Here is an 18,276-nt window from a genome sequence, read left to right on the forward strand (position 1 = left end):
CACAGTTTAACGCGGCTCAAACTCAAATAGCTGGCGTTTACGCTCGCGCAGGCCAATTTCGTTCATGCTGTTGGCATCAAATAAGCGGCCATTTACCATAGTGTGGCTAACGCGGTCGCTAACACGGATATCGTCCAGCGGGTTGCCGTCTATTACAATTAAGTCGGCCAGTTTACCGGCTTCCAGCGAGCCCAGCTGATGGTCCATACCAAAGGTTTTTGCCGGGTTAATGGTAGCGGTTTTTAATGCTTCCAGCGGGCTCATGCCGCCCTGGGCAAACATCCATATTTCCCAGTGCGCGCCCAAACCTTCACGCTGGCCATGGGCACCGATATTGGCTACCACACCAATGTCGCTTAGTTCTTTGGCGGTTTTTACCACATTAAAATGGTTGTAGTGGTTATCCGGTGCAGTAGGGCGGCGCATACTGCGGGGCGCCAGCTGATCCATCGGTACGTAGCTGCGCATTTTCGGGTGCTTCCATACTTCGGTTTTGTCGTACCAGTAGTTTTCACCCCAAATACCGCCATAGGCCACTACCAGCGTAGGGGTGTAAGCGGTTTTGCTGGCCTGCCATAATTGCTTAATGTCGTCATACACTTTTGCTGCCGGCAGCGCATGCTCAACAGTGGTGTGGCCATCGACTATCATGGTCAGGTTATGCTGCATTAACGAGCCGCCTTCGGGCACCACCATCATATTTAGCTCGCGGGCAGCCTGTATAACCTGCTGGCGTTGGTTACGCCGAGGCTGGTTGTAGCTTTTTACGCTGAAAGCTCCGGCTTTTTGCAGGCGCTCTAAATGAAATTTAGCGTCATCCAGGCTGTCGATATGCGAGGTGTAACCGGCACCTTCAGCGCCGTACAAAATAGTACCGGTAGAAAAAATCCGTGGCCCGGCGATAATACCTGCCTGCTGCATTTCGCTGGCAGCAAAAACTTCGCGGGTATCGTTAGACGGGTCATGAATAGCGGTAACACCAAAAGCAAGCGAGGCATAGTTCTGCCAGTTTTGCTGCGGAATAATCTGGTTGCTGCCTTGTGAGCTATGGGCATGGGCATCAAACAGGCCTGGCATAATGGTTTTACCGCTGATATCAAATACTTTTGCATTGGTGGGTACGGCAACCTCACCGCGCTTGCCAACGGCTTTTATCTTGTTATTTTCTACCAGTACCACACCATCCTGGATCACTTCATCACCGCTCATGGTGATCACCTGGCCACCAACAAAAGCCACACTGCCGCGTGGTATATCAGCGGGGGCAGTAAAACCGAGGTTAACGCCATTTTTAGCCGCAAAGTCGGTTTTATCATTAAAATCAAACAGCCCTTCAATGCTGGCATGATACAACTCTGGCCCCAGGCTCCAGTAAATATGCCGGCTGTTACCACTCCAGCTGATATATTCACCGGCACGCACTGACAGCTGCTTTACCGGAAATTGCTTATCTGTACCACTGATATCAATAGCTTTGCCGCGCTCGGTAAAAGGCGTAACAAAGACTTTAAAGCGATCAGCAAAAGCCAGGTATTTACCATCCGGCGACAGTTTAAATTCAGTGCCAAACTTGGCTGTGTACAGCGTTTGCTGGGTGTGTTTGGTTAAATCAATGCGAATAAGGCTGGGCGCGCTGTCGTAGTCGGCGGCATAAACGACGTTGTTGTCGGCGCCAAACATAGGTGCGCGGCCATTGCGGCTGATAAGCTCAGGTGTGCCGCCTTTGCTGCTGATTTTATATAAACCGGTGTTTAGCGACCATTGGCGTGGCAGCAAGCTGCCGGCGCCGGTTTTACGGTATATAACGGTTTTACCATCCGGGCTAAATACCGGCTCTACATACTTGCCCGGTTCGCCGGTAAGTTTACTGATGCGGCCATTACGCAGGTTAACAATATTTACCGCGCCCTGACCGTTGTCGTTCCAGCTCACGTACACCAGTTCTTTACCATCACGGGAAAACTGCGGGTAATATTCAAAGTCGGTGCGTTGTTTAGTCAGGCGCCGGGGTTTAGGGGTGTCTACGTCGGTAATATACAAATGCCCCAGTGCGGTAAATACTGCCTGTTTGCCGTCTGGTGATACCTGAATAAAGCGCAGCATTTTGGTGTCGAACTGATCTTTATCCAGATCCTGTGTTACCCGCACCGCAGTTTGTATTTGTTTGCTGGTTTGCACATTAAAGGCAATAGGCACTGCTTGCTTATCTGCGATGGTTAATTTTTTAATTTCGCCACCGGCCCAGAATACCAGTGCTTTATTATCGGGTGTCCAGCTAAGCGTAGGGTACACACCGTGTATGGCCCAGGTTTCCTGCATATCACGGTCCAGGCCGTCATACAGCTTTATATGCTCGCCGCTGGTTAAATCATATAAAAACAGCGTGCTTTGAAAATCTACCCGGCGGATATAGGCCAGATATTTGCCATCCGGCGATGGTGTAGGGCGGATAGCACCACCGGCGCCGTCCAGCACTACTTCCCACTTGCCGGTTTCGCGTTCAAAACGTTTGATCACATAAATGCCGCTTTCAGAATCTTTGCTGTAGTGAAAAGTTTTGCCTGGTGTGTCATCCTGCGAGAAGTAGATGTATTTACCATCTGGTGAAAATGCCGGCTCGCCTAAGTCTTTCTGATCATTAGCTCTTTCGGTCAGCATAATACCGTTGCCGCCGGTTTTGTGATATTGCCAGATTTCACCGGCGCCTAATGAACGGCTGGCGGTAAAGTGCTTACGCGCTACAATAAATTCGCCATCCGGGCTCCAGGCCGGGCTGTTTAACAGCCGGAATGTTTCGTTGGTTACTGCCCGTGGCTCGCTGCCATCGGCATTCATGATCCAGATATTATCGCCACCGCCTTCATCACTGGTGTAGGCAATATGTTTGCCATCCGGGCTAAAAGTGGGCTGCATTTGCCAGCCAATGTCTTTGGTTAGCTGCGTGGCGTTGCCACCAGTTATTGGCATAGTGTAAATATCACCCAGCAGGTCAAAAGCGAGGGTTTTACCATCCGGGCTTACTGTTACATTCATCCAACTGCCTTGCGACACGTTAATATCCACGGTTTCAAACTGACCTTGCGGCGCATTAACGTCCCAGGCGGGTGCTTTGTCAGTCTCAGCCTGCAGAAAAAAACTGCTGACAGCCAACGCCAGTAAGGTAGGGGTAAAAGTTCTCATATACAGGTTCCTGTCAGTTGTTTTTGCTATTGTTATTGTCGTTTGTATGCTGCATCTACAGAGTGACATAAACTGACGCCCGAGTTAAGTTCCCGTTGCCAGCACTGCGCTAAAAGCCGGCATTACAGAGACAAAATGTGCTGATTTATATGCCGCAACAATTTAGTGCTATGGTACTGGCGAGCTAACTGTGCCAGATCATGTTGTTGAGCCATTGGGCTGGTAAAATAGAGGACAATAGTTCACATTGATTGCAACTAAGCCACCACGGAGCTGTGTATGAACTTTAAACTTATTATGGTTTTTACTGATATTGATAAAACCGATAAGCTGCTTGATGCCGCCAGGCAGGCTGGCGCTACCGGAGCCACTATCATTTCCAGTGCCAGAGGGCAGGGCTTAAACAAAGCAATAGGAATTTTCGGCCTGGAATTATTAAATCCGAGAGACGTTATACTGGTTCTGGTAGAACAGCGTCGTGCTGACCATGTGCTGGAAACGTTAGTGCAGGCAGGTGGTCTGGATGAGAAGTTGGATACCGGTATTGCCATTATGCTGGATGTGGAAAAAGCCATGGGTCTGACCGAGCATATCCGCAAGTTGGCTAAAGATATTCCCCCGGAGCAAGCCTAGGCGTTAGCCAACCTTGGCATTGAGTTACAGTATTTGTGCAGTTTAATCTGGTAAGTGGCTTGTTGCTGTTGATATTATTGCATACTGAGTTATTGAAATAACACACCAGTGGCTGGTTATATCCGGTTGCTGACCGGCACCTTTACCTATTTATTTGAGCAAATACCCCCATGTTTGTTGTTGATCAATTAATTATGCTGGCCGCGATATTGATTTTACTGGGGATCTTATCCAGTAAGCTGTCGGCCCGGCTTGGTTTGCCTATGCTGGTGCTGTTTTTACTGGTAGGTATGTTAGCCGGTGAAGATGGCCTGGGCCGTATCGCTTTTGACAGTCCGCAGGCGGCGCATGCGCTGGGTACCCTGGCACTGGCATTGATCTTGTTTGATGGCGGCTTACAAACCCCGGTACAGTCTATTAAACAGGTCTGGAAACCCGCTTCCTTGCTTGCTACGCTTGGCGTGTTAACTACTGCGTTAGTTACCGGCGTTGCTGCCAGCTATATTTTGCAAATTTCTTTGCTGGAAGGCTTGTTACTGGGCGCCATTGTCGGCTCCACTGACGCTGCGGCAGTATTCTCTTTGCTACGAAATGCCGGTATTAACCTGAACAGTCGGCTTAAATCGACGCTGGAGATAGAAAGCGCCTCGAACGACCCTATGGCTATTTTTCTTACCGTAGGTCTGTTGGAAATTCTGCTGAATGGCTTAAAACCCGGCATTGGTTTGTTGCAGTTGTTCGTGCTGCAGATGGGCCTGGGGGCCGTTGTTGGCCTGGCTGTTGGTTATGGCATTGTTAATATTATCAACCGCATCCATTTGCAGGCCAATGGCCTTTATCCGGTTATGGTAACGGCTTCAGGTTTATTAGCCTTTGGCGTAGCAGCTAACCTTGGCGGTAGTGGCTTTTTAGCGGTGTTTATTTGCGGTGTTATGGTGGGCAATGCCCGCTTTGTGTTTCAGCGTACGACCTTTTTGTTTCATGACGGCCTGGCCTGGCTCAGTCAAATTACGATGTTTGTAATGTTGGGATTGCTGATCACGCCCAGTTCATTACTGGAAGTATGGTGGCAGGGCCTGTTAATTGCAGCCGTGTTGGTGTTTGTTGCTCGGCCGGTGGCTGTGTTGCCGGTACTCAAATGTTTTGGCTTTAACAGCCGTGAAATGGCACTGGTATCCTGGGTGGGCCTACGCGGCTCGGTGCCTATTATTCTGGCGATATTCCCGCTGATGTTTGGCCTGGCCAGCGCTGAACTGATTTTTAATGTGGTGTTCTTCGTGGTACTGATCTCCGCTACGCTGCAAGGCTCAACTCTGGCCTGGGTGGCACGTAAGCTTGATTTGATAGCGAAACTGCCCCCGAAAGCGCCGGCAACGCTGGAAATCACTTCTCTTGGTGAAGTGGACGCTGAAATTGTCGAATACACCTTATCGGACAATTCGCGTGCGGTAAGTCGTCGTTTAGCACGGATGGCATTGCCGGAAGGCGCAGTGGTGGCGATGATTACCCGTGGTGAGAAAGTGATCCCGCCGCGCGGCTCCACGGTATTGCAAGCTCAGGATCATTTATTTGTTGTCATGAAAAATGATTACAAAACTATCGTTGAACAGGTGTTTGCTGACAAGGGTTTTGAACCTGCCAAAGCCGCAGCGGAGTTGCGGTTAAAAGGCACCAGCACATTAAGCGACATTGACTGGTGCTTTGCCCTTAACCTGACGGCGTTACACAGTGATATTTCGCTTGAACAACTGTGTAAAAATCAGTTGGCAGACAACTTAGCGGAACGGCAGCAATTTATGTTTGGCCAATACCGGTTTGAGGTGGCTGAAATGGTCGGTGAGCGGGTAACGACAGTGTTACTGCATCAGGCTGTTGCTGCGCCGGTAATTCAGGCACCTGCCGTTTAATGTTATGCCTAATCATAGTTAACTGCAGAGTATTGCATGGTTGAATCACCCTGTGTGGCCGCATGCCGTTTAAATACCGACAAGGTCTGTGTGGGCTGTTACCGTCATATAACTGAAATAGTTGACTGGAACAAGCGTACAAACGAGCAAAATGCCGCTATATTACAAAAGGTTGCAATACGAAAACGGGATGCTGCGCTACACCCTCTACCGGAGGGCGAAACCACAGCAATAACGCAGGCCGAGTGGCAGGCTGCAAAGCAGCAAGCGCGCACAGCTTAAGGATGGAGTATGCTGGACTGGCAATTAATTTTTGATATCAGGCCCTTTGCCTGGACCGAATTAGGTACGGCGTTACTGTGTGGCTTTATTATCGGCCTGGAGCGGCAACTGCGTGGTAAACCGGCCGGTATTCGTACCTCTATCTTAATTGTAATGGGCACTTATGTGTTTATTGCCGCTTCAATGTCGGTTAACAGTAGCATGACTGACCCTTCGCGCATTATCGGTCAGGTTATTACCGGGGTAGGCTTTTTAGGTGCCGGTGTGATGCTGGCCCGCGACGGTATGGTACTGGGCGTTACATCTGCTGCCACTATCTGGGTGTTAGCGGCCATTGGTGTTTGTATTGGTATCGGCCAGGATTTGGTGGCGATTAAGTTATCGGTGCTGGTGGTAATGGTGCTGGTAGGGATAGATATTCTGGAAAACTCGTCTTCTGCTATGCGCCGCGGTGTCCACCGCACTTACAATGAATGGCTTACCCGCACCAATGGCAGCTTATTTAGCCGGCGTAAAGATGATGTGCAGTCTGCACGGCGGCAGGATATTGATGATCCGCATTAAGCTGCCGTCCCTGGCAGTATCAGCAGATTTAACTGCTGAGCTTTAAGCCAATTAATCCGGCCAGAATCAGCATAATACTCAATACCCGCGGCAGGTTAACCGGATCATTAAATAAGATAATACCGGCAATAACAGTACCAACAGCACCGATGCCGGTCCATACAGCATAGGCTGTGCCCACCGGTAGCTGGCGCATAGCCAGGCCTAATAAACTGATACTGATCAGCATAGCTATTAATGTAAACACCGATGGCCACAGTTTAGTAAAGCCCATACTGTATTTAAGCCCAAGCGCCCAGCCAATTTCAAACAGGCCAGCCAGAGAAAGTAAAAACCATGACATAGTGGTAATACCAAAAACAGGTGGGGTCGTCCCCGTTACAGATGCGCTGGCGGGTCGTCCCGTCAGGCTAAATGGAAAGCGGATTATAGCAAAGCTTGGGGGTAAGCCAAGTGTTGTAGCAAAAACAAAGGCGCCAAACACGCGCCTTTGTTAGAAGAATTAGCTTATTAGCTGGCGCTACGTTCTTTGATAGTAGCGATAATTGGTGAAGCAGCGAAACCATTGCTTGCTGCCCACTCAGCATCACCTGATGCGGCAACCAGGCTGCCTGGTAACTGGCTAAGAATAAAGCCTGCAGTATCAGCAGCATTGTGCTTGATAGCGTGACGAACCAGTGGTAAACCGTCACATACGATACCATCGTATACGGCACGTAAACGTAAACGGTTGTCGGCTAAGGTTTTACGCAGGTTGTTTTTGTTATCTGCTGCAACGTAAGAGCAGATTGATTGTGCCAGCTGGTCGTTAGCTGCAACTGGAGTGCTGATAAATGAAGTGGCGGCGATAACAGTAGCTAAGGTAATTAATTTTGCTTTCATAGTCGTGCTCCAAAATGAGTTATTTCACAATCTTTAATTAAGCAGCTTCAGTCATTTGAAGTGCTTATCGCGAAAGGACATGCAGCATGTCGAGTAACTCTGACAGAGCAGAATAAACATCGCATTTGCGACGGCAGCCCAGCTATCGTAGATGTCATTACTTGACAACCCTTAGACCTGAAGCTTTGCGTGTACTTCCTTTCGGAAGACTTGCCTTTCGAGCGAGCGCATTTTAATTAGCGCTCGTTTTTTATGCAAGCTTAATTTTGCTTAATTAAAATTATTTTTTAAATAAACCAGTTATAGCGGTTTGCAACAATGTAGTACTACTCCTGATAAGTTGATTTAGCGTGTTATGTCAGAGTAAAAAACTATTTCAACATAGGCAGCGGTTTTAGCGTTATGCTGCAACTATTCAACCGGGCAATTATCTTAGCCTGGTGACTTATTATAAAGGGGTAAAGTGAACATGATAGTAACCTTTAAATCCAAAGCCAGTGGCGATCTGATTTATTTTAAAGAGGTGGCGCTTAAATTATTAAAACTAATGGGGCGTGACGAAAAAATTCCATCGGCATTATTTACCGAAGATGTCGCAACAGCATTAGCCCAACTGCAGCAGGGCCTAGCTGCGATGGCTGAAACAGAGCGGGAAAAAGTGGCACAAACTGAAGACGCGGCAGGCAATGGGCAAAGCGGGGCAGGCAAAGCTTATGTCAGCCTGAATGTAAGGGCGCTGCCGTTAGTGGAAATGTTGCAAAAAGCCCAGAAAAAGCAGTGCCCGGTGCAGTGGGAATAAAAAGCTTATAGCGCCATGGGTGTTTGCCTGGGCAATTGCACTGTTACTTCAAGCCCCGGTGGCTGATTACGCAAACTGATGCTGCCGCCATGTGCCTCGGCAATATCACGGCATAATGTCAGGCCAATACCAGAGCCCTGGGGTTTGCTGGTATAAAACGGTACCAGCGCATGTTGCAATACTTCCTCTGTCATACCGCCACCGCCATCCTGCAATATCAGCAGTAACTTGTCTGGCGTTTGTTTTATCCGCAGGGAAATATGCTCCGGGTTGCTGCCACTTTCATGGGCATTTTTCAGTAAGTTCAGCATTAACTGGGTTAGCTGCTGCGGGTCGGCCTGCCAGCTGGAGTCTGGCAGCTCGCCTTGCAGTTCAAATTCGTACTGATCCTGTAGCTGGTTTATCAGCCGGGGCCAGTTAATGCTACTGCACTGCGGCGGCGGCAATTTGGCAAACTGAATATAGGCCTGCACAAAGTGGTTCAGCTGCTGGCAGCGTTCACTGATGGTGTCAAACAATTGCCCCAGCGCAGCATTATGTTGCTGCTGAGCCAGCTGGCCGCCGGAAAACGCCAGCGACGAGAGCGGCGCCAGGGTGTTATTTAATTCATGGCCGATTACCCGTAATAATTTTTTCCAGGCGTTTAGCTCTTCGCGTTGAATTTCACGGGTAAGCGGCTTGAGCAAATACAGCCAGTGCTGCTTTTGATTAAGCTGAAACTGGCTGACAGATAAATGCCATACGGTTTGCTCGGTGTTTTCCAGCCGGATCAGGCCTTGCTGGCGGTTCTGTAGCGCCACAGCCAGCTCAGGCTGCATACCGGTAACGGCAAACAGCTTGCTGCCGTCAAAGGCTTTACCGCCGTTAAGCAGTAGCCGTGCTGCCGGGTTACTCATTAATACGGTATCGCTGGCATCAGTTAGCAATAGTGCCGTCGGGCTGCTTTGCAATACGGTATCAAGCAATAACTCGCGCTGATATAACGTGGCGCGTTCGGCACGCAGCTGGGCCGACATTGTATTTAAGCTGTTAGCCAGGCTGCTGAGTTCATAAATTTTTAACTGGTTAGCGCTGGTGTTAAAACTGCCATCCTGCAGGTTTTGCGCATGCAGGTTGAGCGCCTGAATTTCCAGCATTAGCGGTTTTAACGCCCGGCGTAGTAACAGCGCCAAAGCCACAACGCCAACGCATATAACCAGCGTAACGGCGGGGTTGGCAGCAAAAAAAGCATACTGAACCGCCAGCAATAGCAGGGCAATTAGCGCGCATAGCGCATTAAGCCGGCTATGGGTACTTAACTTTGTTAAACGCGGCAGATAAAAACGCGGCTTAGGGGGCATCAATACCGTAGTACTCCATCCGCCGGTACAACGCCTGGCGGCTGATGCCAAGCTGTTTAGCGGCGCGCGACACTACGCCACCGGCTTGCAGCAGTGCCTGTTGCAGTTGCGCCTGATCGATATCATCCAGCGCTCTTTTGCCCGCCTGGGCAAGCTGCGGCAAACCCAGATCGCTGCTTTGAATGTCATTAGTGCTGCTTAGCAGCAGGGCACGCTGACAAACATTTTGCAGCTCGCGCACATTGCCGGGCCAGGGGTAATGCTGCAGTAATTGTTCGGCAGCAGCGCTTAAGGTTTTTTTACCGGCGAGAAAATAACGCGCCAGTGGCAGTATATCGTCTGGACGTTCATTTAACGCTGGCAGCGCCAGTTGCACCACATTAACACGGTAATATAAATCCTGACGGAACTGGGCCTGAGCAATAGCGGCGGTTAAATCGCTGTTGGTGGCGCTGATTAGCCGCACATCTACTTTACGCGTTTGGCTGGAGCCTAAGCGTTCAAACTCGCCGGTTTGCAGCACCCGCAGCAGCTTGGCCTGGCCGGCCAGCGACAAGTTGCCTATTTCATCCAGAAACAAACTGCCGCCATCAGCCGCTTCAAACCGGCCAATACGGGTTTTACTGGCGCCGCTATAGGCACCGGCTTCAGCGCCAAACAGTTCAGCTTCCATTAAATCGGCGGGCAGGGCGCCCATATTCACCTTAATAAAAGGCTTATCTTTACGGGCAGAATTGGCATGCAGTACATTGGCTATGCCTTCTTTACCGGCGCCATTAGGCCCGGTGATCAGCACAGCTGCACTGGCAGGTGCCAGTTGCAGTGTCATTTGCAGCAGTTGCTGCATTTGGCTGCTGGCAAACACCAGGCCGCACAGGTCTTTGCCGGCAAAGGCAGCATTACGTTCGCGTTCAGCACGCTGCTGTTGCTCGGTCAGTTGCTTTAATTTGAGGGCATTTGCCACGGTAAGCAGCAAGCGCTGATCGTCCCACGGCTTGGCGATATAGTCGGTGGCACCGGCTTTTACCAGCTCTACCACCATTTCTAGCTGGGTCCAGGCGGTCATCAGTACAATAGGAACTGCAGGGTATTGCTGTCGCAATTGATAAAACAAGGCTTTGCCCTGAGCGCCCTGCATTTCACCGGCGCTAAAGTTCATATCCTGCAATATTAAATCGATACTGTGCTGGCCAAAACTATGCTGGCTAAGCAATTGCCAGGCCTGCTCCGGGGTATGGGCACAAAACACCTGATAACCCTGCAACGCAAACAGCGTTTGCAGGGCCTGACAGATTGGCTGATTGTCATCAATAACCAATAATTTCAGCATAGTTTATAAGGCTTTAGTGGCAGTGGCCGGTGATATCCGGGTGGCAATAGTTGCAGGATACCATGTGGCTACAGTGACACAAAGTAGTAAGACGGTGTAGGTTAGCAGCGGCAACCACCAGCTTAGAGAGGGAATACTGATTACTTGCGCTAACACCTGATTAAGCACCAGCGCACAACCAACGCCGGCAGTAGCCCCGAGTACTGTGGTTAGCCAATTTTCGCTTAGCAGCTCAGTAAAAATACGGCTTTTGCTGGCTCCCAGCGCACGTTTAATACCGATTTCCTGCTGGTGCTTTAACGTATGAAAATAGGCATTACTATAGCTGGAAATCATGCTTACCAATAGCATCAAGGCGCTGAGTAAGCTAAGCAGGCTGGCCAAGCCAAATTCATTGCTGTACAGGCGTTGTTGCTGCTCGGCCAGTGTGCGGATGTAAAAGATCTCAATGTTGCTATCTACCTGTTGCAGCACCTGCGGTAATGCCTGCCGGACTTTATCAGTACTGCCATGTTCTGTGCGCAGCAGGATGCTGTAACCCCAGTCTACACCGTATAGCGGTGCTACTTGAATGGCGTTATAGTTGACGGTACCGGCACTGCGCTGGCCGTAAAAGTCTGCCACTACGGCAGCCACCGGGCCACGGTTTACCTGCCTGCCTACTGCTGGTTTATCGTCAAACACCTTATTGGCCAGGCTTTGAGTAATGACCACCGGCGACTTTGCTAAGCCGTCTACTGCGATTTCATTTTGTGGTAATTCTCCGGCCAGGGGTGGTAGTTGCAACACGTTAAAAAAATCGGCTGATACGGTGTATAACGGCACGCCATTGGCTTTACTAAGCTCTTCGCGATCGGGGTCATGCACGTTGCCATTATTGCCGCCATATAACAGCGGACCCTGATTACTGTAAGCCACAGCAACCACGCCAGGCACAGTGCGAATAGCCTCTAATTGCCGCGTAAGTAAATCGCCAAGGGCCGGGTATTGGCGTAAGGCTACTGTCGTCGGTTTAAGCTGTACCTGCAGCGTTTGTTGCAACGGCAGCCCGGTAGGTTGCTGCAGTTGTTGCCGCGTTTGTTGCGCCAGCAATATGCTGTTAAGCAGTAAAGCAAACGTCATAGCCAGCTGGACCAGTAGCAGGGTGGTGACCACTTTGCGCCGTTGCAGAGATTTAAACAGTAAATGTAGTGGCATCAGCGTTATTCCTTAAGTTGCTTGTTCAGTGAGCCAAAAGAGGCGCGTAATGACGGATATAGCGTTACCAGGTAGCTACAAAATAAGGTAAGTACGGCCAGTGCCAGCATTAATTGTACGTCCCAACTGGCAAATAACCGGTTAGCAGGCCACAGGCTGTTCATCAGTTTTGTGCAGCCGTACGCAATAACTGCGGCGCCAGCCAGGGTAAAGGTACTCATCAGCCCCATATCCACCAGCAACTGCATTTGTAACTGGCTGCGGTTGGCGCCAAGCGCACGGCGCAGGCTAAATTCGTACTGGTTACTCAGATAACGGTTTAACGATAAATGGCTGGCATTAAATACACTTACCAGTAAAAACAGCAGCGTAACGATAGCAAAGGCTTTAATATCCGCAGACTCACCGCCAAAGTAGCGCACGATATCCCGCAACATCACTAACTGATTAGCTTCCGGGCTCGGGTGGCGGCCTGCGGCTTTTTCATCGGTAACCAAATTAGCCATAAACTGGCGGTATGCCTGCTGCTGTGCGGGAGTGTCTAATTGAACCCAGTATTGCAATTGGTGTATGGCTTTGGTACGGCCATCTGTGGCCAGTTTGCGGTAATCGGCATCGTCATAAGTAGATGAGTTATTATTTGATAAATAGTTGTAGTCGTAGCCACTTTCCAGTGGCAGATAAATATCTTCGGCCGGGTTCAGGTATTGACGATTATAAGCGTCGTATAGTTTAGGCAGCATTTGCCAGTCATCGAGTACGCCTATAATGGTAAACAGCCTGTCGTCCAGCAGTAACTGCTGCCCAACTACGTCGGTTCGGCCAAGTATTTTTTCTGCCGTAGCTTTACTTAGCAGCAGTTCGTCGCGTGCCTGATTGTCTGGCCAGATAGTGCCATGCAGCAGCGGTACATCAAACATACTGAAAAAGTCACGCTGAGTAATGCGAACAGTTACCGGCGTTGGTGGCTGTGCTGCATGCTGACGCAGATACCCATCGGCGCTGTACATCGCAGCTCTGGCTGACGGAATATCGCTGGCAGCCAGCTTGGCAACATTACTGTAACTTAGCACTGGCGGCGCTTTGCAATCACTGCACTGATAAGGCACCAACATCATCATTGGAAAAAATAACTTGTCACTTTTATCTGGTAACGGGTCACTGTTCATCCGGTAATAAAAGGTGGCGTTGCTGAAAAACACACCCAGCCCCAGGCTTAAGATCAATACTGTCAACATATAAGGCAGTGGCGCGCGTTTAATGCTAAACCAGCTGACTTTGAGGTAGTAAAATAGCTGTTCCATAAAATGTCCTTAAGCAGTGTGCTGCGCCAGTGGGTCGTACATAGTAGAGTCGTGTAACTGGCCGTCGATGATCTGGATATTGCGCCCGGCGCGCCGCGCCTGATCCGGGTCATGCGTTACCATTAAAATGGTGCAGCCTTGCCTGTTAATTTGCTCCAGCAGTTCCATTACCTGGCGCGCCATTAACGAGTCGAGGTTACCGGTGGGTTCGTCGGCCAGTAAAATACGCGGTTCACCGGCAATAGCGCGGGCGATGGCCACCCGCTGCTGCTGGCCACCGGACAGCTGGCCAGGCAGGTAATCGCGCCGCGCATGCAGGCCAACCAGCTCCAGTGCCCGCTCTATACGCTGCTTGCGCACTGTCGCATTTAAACCGCGGTAGCGCAGGGGTAATTCGATATTGTCGTAAATACTGAAGTCTTTAATTAAATTAAAGCTTTGAAAGATAAAGCCTATCTTTTCATTGCGCAGTTTGGACAGCGCCGCATCTGACAGCCCTTTTACGGATTTGCCATCAAGCTGGTAGTCACCGCTATCGAAGCTTTCCAGCGTGCCAAGAATATTTAGCAGCGTAGATTTACCCGAACCCGACGGGCCGGTAAGGGCGGCAAACTCGCCTTCATTTACCTGCAGGTTAACGTCGCGCAGGGCATGGGTTTCAATTAATTCGGTGCGAAAAACTTTGCCTAAGTTGGTTAGCGTTATCATTTGTTATTCCTATATTTGATTCGTTGCGTGGTTAATTCAGGTTTACCCGGTTCAAGTCTTTAAAGTCGGCTAAATTGGAAATGACCCATTGCTCGCCCTCAGTGGCACCGCTGAGTATTTCTACCCACTGTACCGATAAGGCGCCTAATTCAACCGGCTTGCGTATGGCCTGGTTATTCAGCACCTGATAGGCCTGGCGGCCGCCACCTGAGCTGATAAAGTCACCACGGGCAATTTTCAGCACATTTTCTTTGTGCTCCAGTATTACCCGTGCCGTTAAGCGCTGGCTTTGCCGCAATTGCCGGCTGTCGGCCTGGCTAAAGCGCACCCGGGCACTCACCTGGTTACTGCGTACTTCTGGCGCAATATAGCTAATGGCACCGCTTAACTGTTGGTTGCCTAAATCGACTTCTACCTGCTGGCCGGGTAGTAAATCGCGGGCGTAGCTTTCCGGTACGGCAAGTTCGGCTTCGTACTGGCTTAAATCAATAACGGTTAGCAGTGCCTGGCCTGGCAGCACATGGCTTTGTTGCTCAACCAGCCAGTTACCCAGCTGGCCGGTAACCGGAGCAGTAATATTTAATGCGGTAACTTTGCGCTCCAGCTCGTTTACCACCAGTTGCTGACGGTGAATATCCTGCGCCCGTGAGCTGAGCTCAAAGCTGAGTTTGTCTTTTGCCAGCTCAACTTTGCGTTTGGCGTGATCAAACTCTAATTCCGCTTTAGTGAGATTATCGGTGGCGATATCAAAATCCAGTTTGCGGATCACACCAAGCTCAATCGATTGGGTGGCCCTTTGCAGTTCGCGGCGGGCCGCCAGCAAATTTACCTGAGCCGCATTCATTACCTGCTCCATATCAAGCTGCTGCTCACGCGCGTCTAACTCTGCGCGTTCAGCCTCGCTTTGCATGCTGGCTAATACGGCTTGTTGTTGCTGTAAATCGTTTTGCAGTGCCGGGCTGGTAATGGTAGCCAGTAAATCGCCCAGCGTTACCGCTTCGCCCGGCTGTTTAAATAACTGCACCTGGCCGGTTTCCTGGCTGTACAGGGTAGGGGCATTGGCGGCCACAATACGGCCCTGCACGGCAATATCGCGTACCAAATCACCGCGCTGCACACTGGCAAACTGCATTTGGCTGCGTGGTAAAACTAAACTGGCACTTTCGCCAACCGATTGAAAAAACGCCACCGCCAGTACCAAAGTGGTACCGGTGATGGCAACGGCTGGGAGAAACCGGCGCAGCGCGTTTTTAGCCGGGCGCTGAATAATATTGTCTTGTTGTTGTGTACCCTGGATCATCGTTACTGTGCTCTTATCCGTTAGCAATGTAGTGATATAGCAGCTTTAGTGCCAAAGTTTAACATGTTGAATAATAATGATTTATTTCATTTGTTGTGGTGTTCAGCACCGTCCGCGGACAGTTGTGGTGTCCGCGGCAAAGTTGCGGACAACAGTTGCCAAAACAATTGCTTAACGTAGAATCGGTGCTGCAGATAATAATAAAACATGAGACTAAAATGGATTTATCAGCCCGGCAGTGTGATAACTGCCACACCAGCTTACAAGGTGATTTTTGTCATCAGTGTGGCCAGGAGAAGAAAAGTTACATTCGTAATGTCAGTGGTGTGGTAACAGAGTTTTTCGGTGAGTTTAGTAACTGGGACACCCGCGTCTGGCGCACACTGGTACCGCTATGGTTCCGGCCCGGCTTTTTAAGCCGCCGTTATGTACAGGGCCACCGCGTACCTTATGTGCCGCCATTGCGGCTGTATTTATTTACCTCAATTATTGCTTTTTTACTGTTTGCTCAATTAATGCCTGAATCAGTGGGCACTGTAAATATACCCAAAGATAACGCTCAGTTGGCTGCTGATGGCATCACAGCAGAGCAGGCCGAAAGCATTAGCGGCCTGCTCAGCGGTATTAATGAAGGCGTAAAAAAGCAGGGGCCGACTGATAACGATCTGATGTTTTTATCAGATGACGACAAAGACATCTTTTACACCAAACTGGATGCCATCACTGCCAACCCGAAACTGGCGATAAATAAATTCTTCAGCCTGGCGCCGCAAATGATGTTTGGGCTGCTGCCGTTATTTGCGCTACTGCTTAAGCTGCTGTATATCCGCTCAGAGCGGTATTATACCGAGCACTTAATTGTGGCACTGCACAGCCACAGTTTTATTCTGCAGTTCTCAGTGTTGTACCTGGCATTGCAGGCACTTGCTGCCGTTAGCTGGCCCTGGCTGGTGCCGCCCATTGAATGGCTGGCCACGGCCACCCTGATTTGGATCCCAACTTACTTATTGTTATGCCAAAAGTTTTACTACCAGCAAAGCTGGGGTAAAACCCTGCTGAAGTTCTGGCTTACCAGCTCGTTGTATAACATATTGTTTATGTCGGCGATTGTCGGCTTAATTATCTTAAGTATTTTGTGGTCATAAGTGTGTAGCGTAAAAAGATAAAGCTTAAAATTTGCGCTGCAGCGTACAGCGGCCTGCTATCTTTACTGCTAAAACCCACAACTAGCAGGAGGCTGGCAAATGGCACAGTTTCTGGACGTGATTATCGGCAGTTTTCTTGGCAGCAGCGTGGTAACTGCATTACTGGGCTTGCTGTTTTTACGGCGCAATAAAACTATTGAAACCCAGATAGAAGCCCAGTTTAGCCAGGGTTTAAAGGTGTTTGAATCTACCCGCAACTGGAAAGAGCAAGCACTGGCCGAGCTGTTTGGCCCGATGCAAATGCAGCTAGAGCGCACCAAACGCGCCTTTCAGCGTTGGGATAATAAAAACCTGCATTTAGAAGCCGAGGTTATTCAAAAGGGCAATATCGCCATTCGTGATCTGTTACTGGCCAAAGGCCACCTGATCCCAGCGCATCTTATGCTGCACGCCGTTAGCCTGATAGAACACTACGACGCCTGGATAGAAGCCTATAACCGCATTCGCAATGACAATAACCTGACCGCCCAAACCGATTTCGTTTTTGTCGGCCCAGCCGGCTACCCCTTTCCAGCCAAAGCAGAACAGGCATTTAAAGACGAGTTTCACGCTTTGCAGCAAGCGTTGTATAGCGTGTAAGTTGAATAAATTGCATGGATAAATAAGCAGTTGCAGGTGAATTTACTGTTGTTAAGTATATCGCAAACTTAAACTATGCTTTCACCAGGCAAAAACATCCTGCTCAATAAAAATCTGTTGATTTACCTAATGTTATTGGCTAGTGTGAATTCATTTACAAAAGATAGAATGGAATTTACACAGCGTGAAAGCGTGTACGTTCCAAACTATAAAGCTGTTAGGCGATCGGACTATGAGCCAGAATATAGTTGCAGTGGAAGATGAACATGCCTCACATCCAATTGCGACCGATTGGCGTCCAATGTTGGCAGAGGTTGTGGAGCGCTTTGTAAAAGGTGATTTCAATTTATCTAACCCTGTGTCAGGCGTATTGCCTGTAGAAACTGACGTAGCAAGGCATAACAAAGATTACGTAACTAGCTATGGGCAGCCGCTTGCAAGCTTGAGCAATGAAGTCTGGAACAGCTCCTGCGCTCAATGGATGGGTACGCATTGGGATATCATTATTGATTTGTGTACCGCAACAGATGGCATTAGCGATTTGGTACTAACTGGCAAGGTTGTCAATATTAACGGTAAGGCAATGTTTACCGTCGGTTTAATTTATGTGCCGTAGTAAAACTCTGGTGGGCCTAACAAACGCATGTTGTTCGCCCCGTTGGGGCTGGGACCTTCGCTACGCTGCACTTCGGCCCCAAATGCGGGCGTTATGAGCCAAATAGAGAATGAAGTATGGATGGAAAATTAAAGTGCCATCATTGTGATAGTGAGTTTACGGCAGAGCAAATACTATCGGGCTGCCAGTACTCTTATCCGCAAATGGAGGCTCTTGGTTTTATTTGCCCATCTTGCAATAAAGCGAGTCAAATCCGAGTAAGGGGTGGCACCTTCCAGTCAGTCGAAGTAATTTCGGCACCTGGTCCAGAGTGGGTAATACACGATTCACTTAGACCAGCGGGTTTCGAGTATCGAATTGACCCTGAGTGGGTACATTGCTGGTTAGGTGGTAAACATTTTGAATTCAAATCAAAGTAGCGGTCAGCTCATAACAAGGCCAAGCAGCATC

17 protein-coding genes and 1 riboswitch are annotated in these 18,276 nt (G+C 49.5%); of the genes, 8 read left to right on the forward strand and 9 right to left on the reverse strand.

The window, feature by feature from the left end:
• Positions 1–6: 6 nt before the first annotated feature.
• A complete protein-coding gene (locus BLW68_RS19235; protein WP_092796742.1) occupies positions 7–3,180 on the reverse strand; it encodes an amidohydrolase family protein in 3,174 nt (1,057 codons plus the stop codon).
• 279 nt (positions 3,181–3,459) lie between these two features.
• Here BLW68_RS19235 and BLW68_RS19240 point away from each other — a divergent pair, with 279 nt between their 5' ends.
• From BLW68_RS19240 to BLW68_RS19255, 4 genes are all read left to right on the forward strand, one after another.
• Entirely contained in the window at positions 3,460–3,813 is a 354-nt protein-coding gene (locus BLW68_RS19240) for a P-II family nitrogen regulator (protein WP_092796744.1), read from the forward strand.
• 170 nt (positions 3,814–3,983) lie between these two features.
• The gene (locus BLW68_RS19245; protein ID WP_092796746.1) at positions 3,984–5,720 is read left to right on the forward strand and encodes a potassium/proton antiporter; all 1,737 of its coding nucleotides are present in this window, start codon (positions 3,984–3,986) and stop codon (positions 5,718–5,720) included.
• Between the two features lie 36 nt (positions 5,721–5,756).
• A complete protein-coding gene (locus BLW68_RS19250; protein WP_092796748.1) occupies positions 5,757–6,002 on the forward strand; it encodes a DUF1289 domain-containing protein in 246 nt (81 codons plus the stop codon).
• 9 nt (positions 6,003–6,011) lie between these two features.
• Complete coding sequence (locus tag BLW68_RS19255; RefSeq protein ID WP_092796750.1) at positions 6,012–6,566, forward strand: MgtC/SapB family protein; 555 nt, start codon at positions 6,012–6,014, stop codon at positions 6,564–6,566.
• 28 nt (positions 6,567–6,594) lie between these two features.
• On the opposite strand, the gene sugE is transcribed toward BLW68_RS19255, so the two are convergent.
• On the reverse strand, positions 6,595–6,909 hold the full coding sequence (sugE, locus tag BLW68_RS19260) for a quaternary ammonium compound efflux SMR transporter SugE (RefSeq protein WP_092796752.1): 315 nt from the start codon (positions 6,907–6,909) through the stop codon (positions 6,595–6,597).
• Positions 6,910–7,076: 167 nt separating this feature from the next.
• The gene (locus BLW68_RS19265; RefSeq protein WP_092796754.1) at positions 7,077–7,448 is read right to left on the reverse strand and encodes a DUF3718 domain-containing protein; all 372 of its coding nucleotides are present in this window, start codon (positions 7,446–7,448) and stop codon (positions 7,077–7,079) included.
• A 129-nt stretch (positions 7,449–7,577) separates the two neighbouring features.
• Positions 7,578–7,673: riboswitch (cyclic di-GMP riboswitch) on the reverse strand.
• 244 nt (positions 7,674–7,917) lie between these two features.
• Here BLW68_RS19265 and BLW68_RS19270 point away from each other — a divergent pair.
• A complete protein-coding gene (locus BLW68_RS19270; protein ID WP_092796756.1) occupies positions 7,918–8,247 on the forward strand; it encodes a DUF1840 domain-containing protein in 330 nt (109 codons plus the stop codon).
• Between the two features lie 5 nt (positions 8,248–8,252).
• On the opposite strand, the gene BLW68_RS19275 is transcribed toward BLW68_RS19270, so the two are convergent.
• From BLW68_RS19275 to BLW68_RS19300, 6 genes are read right to left on the reverse strand one after another with little or no spacing between them, the layout of a single operon-like run.
• Positions 8,253–9,587 carry a sensor histidine kinase gene (locus BLW68_RS19275; RefSeq protein ID WP_218141410.1) on the reverse strand — a complete coding sequence of 445 codons (1,335 nt, stop codon included), beginning with the start codon at positions 9,585–9,587 and terminating at the stop codon, positions 8,253–8,255.
• A complete protein-coding gene (locus BLW68_RS19280) occupies positions 9,577–10,917 on the reverse strand; it encodes a sigma-54-dependent transcriptional regulator (RefSeq protein WP_092796758.1) in 1,341 nt (446 codons plus the stop codon). Before BLW68_RS19280 ends, BLW68_RS19275 begins: the two co-directional genes overlap by 11 nt.
• A gap of 3 nt (positions 10,918–10,920) precedes the next feature.
• The gene (locus tag BLW68_RS19285; RefSeq protein ID WP_092796759.1) at positions 10,921–12,114 is read right to left on the reverse strand and encodes an ABC transporter permease; all 1,194 of its coding nucleotides are present in this window, start codon (positions 12,112–12,114) and stop codon (positions 10,921–10,923) included.
• Positions 12,115–12,119: 5 nt separating this feature from the next.
• Positions 12,120–13,418, reverse strand: a complete 1,299-nt coding sequence (locus BLW68_RS19290; protein ID WP_092796761.1) for an ABC transporter permease — start codon at positions 13,416–13,418, stop codon at positions 12,120–12,122.
• A gap of 9 nt (positions 13,419–13,427) precedes the next feature.
• Positions 13,428–14,126, reverse strand: coding sequence for an ABC transporter ATP-binding protein (locus tag BLW68_RS19295; protein WP_092796763.1), 699 nt, complete (start codon positions 14,124–14,126; stop codon positions 13,428–13,430).
• A gap of 31 nt (positions 14,127–14,157) precedes the next feature.
• Positions 14,158–15,426, reverse strand: coding sequence for an efflux RND transporter periplasmic adaptor subunit (locus tag BLW68_RS19300; protein WP_092796765.1), 1,269 nt, complete (start codon positions 15,424–15,426; stop codon positions 14,158–14,160).
• Positions 15,427–15,644: 218 nt separating this feature from the next.
• Between BLW68_RS19300 and BLW68_RS19305 the strand changes: the two genes are divergently transcribed.
• The 3 genes from BLW68_RS19305 (at position 15,645) to BLW68_RS19315 (ending at position 17,826) form a co-directional block, all read left to right on the forward strand.
• Complete coding sequence (locus BLW68_RS19305) at positions 15,645–16,571, forward strand: DUF3667 domain-containing protein (protein ID WP_092796767.1); 927 nt, start codon at positions 15,645–15,647, stop codon at positions 16,569–16,571.
• Positions 16,572–16,670: 99 nt separating this feature from the next.
• On the forward strand, positions 16,671–17,210 hold the full coding sequence (locus BLW68_RS19310; protein ID WP_092796769.1) for a hypothetical protein: 540 nt from the start codon (positions 16,671–16,673) through the stop codon (positions 17,208–17,210).
• Between the two features lie 232 nt (positions 17,211–17,442).
• A complete protein-coding gene (locus tag BLW68_RS19315; RefSeq protein WP_092796771.1) occupies positions 17,443–17,826 on the forward strand; it encodes a DUF7668 domain-containing protein in 384 nt (127 codons plus the stop codon).
• Positions 17,827–18,276: the final 450 nt, after the last annotated feature.

This window comes from Rheinheimera pacifica (assembly GCF_900108485.1).
Lineage (GTDB): Bacteria > Pseudomonadota > Gammaproteobacteria > Enterobacterales > Alteromonadaceae > Alishewanella > Alishewanella pacifica.

Coding starts and splice junctions, on each gene's coding strand:
- BLW68_RS19255 (WP_092796750.1), top strand. CDS start 6,012: ATGCTGGACTGGCAATTAATTTTTGATATCAGGCCCTTTGCCTGGACC.
- BLW68_RS19235 (WP_092796742.1), bottom strand. CDS start 3,180: ATGAGAACTTTTACCCCTACCTTACTGGCGTTGGCTGTCAGCAGTTTT.
- BLW68_RS19285 (WP_092796759.1), bottom strand. CDS start 12,114: ATGCCACTACATTTACTGTTTAAATCTCTGCAACGGCGCAAAGTGGTC.
- BLW68_RS19240 (WP_092796744.1), top strand. CDS start 3,460: ATGAACTTTAAACTTATTATGGTTTTTACTGATATTGATAAAACCGAT.
- sugE (WP_092796752.1), bottom strand. CDS start 6,909: ATGTCATGGTTTTTACTTTCTCTGGCTGGCCTGTTTGAAATTGGCTGG.
- BLW68_RS19315 (WP_092796771.1), top strand. CDS start 17,443: ATGAGCCAGAATATAGTTGCAGTGGAAGATGAACATGCCTCACATCCA.
- BLW68_RS19310 (WP_092796769.1), top strand. CDS start 16,671: ATGGCACAGTTTCTGGACGTGATTATCGGCAGTTTTCTTGGCAGCAGC.
- BLW68_RS19295 (WP_092796763.1), bottom strand. CDS start 14,126: ATGATAACGCTAACCAACTTAGGCAAAGTTTTTCGCACCGAATTAATT.
- BLW68_RS19245 (WP_092796746.1), top strand. CDS start 3,984: ATGTTTGTTGTTGATCAATTAATTATGCTGGCCGCGATATTGATTTTA.
- BLW68_RS19300 (WP_092796765.1), bottom strand. CDS start 15,426: ATGATCCAGGGTACACAACAACAAGACAATATTATTCAGCGCCCGGCT.
- BLW68_RS19305 (WP_092796767.1), top strand. CDS start 15,645: ATGGATTTATCAGCCCGGCAGTGTGATAACTGCCACACCAGCTTACAA.
- BLW68_RS19250 (WP_092796748.1), top strand. CDS start 5,757: ATGGTTGAATCACCCTGTGTGGCCGCATGCCGTTTAAATACCGACAAG.
- BLW68_RS19265 (WP_092796754.1), bottom strand. CDS start 7,448: ATGAAAGCAAAATTAATTACCTTAGCTACTGTTATCGCCGCCACTTCA.
- BLW68_RS19270 (WP_092796756.1), top strand. CDS start 7,918: ATGATAGTAACCTTTAAATCCAAAGCCAGTGGCGATCTGATTTATTTT.
- BLW68_RS19275 (WP_218141410.1), bottom strand. CDS start 9,587: ATGCCCCCTAAGCCGCGTTTTTATCTGCCGCGTTTAACAAAGTTAAGT.
- BLW68_RS19290 (WP_092796761.1), bottom strand. CDS start 13,418: ATGGAACAGCTATTTTACTACCTCAAAGTCAGCTGGTTTAGCATTAAA.
- BLW68_RS19280 (WP_092796758.1), bottom strand. CDS start 10,917: ATGCTGAAATTATTGGTTATTGATGACAATCAGCCAATCTGTCAGGCC.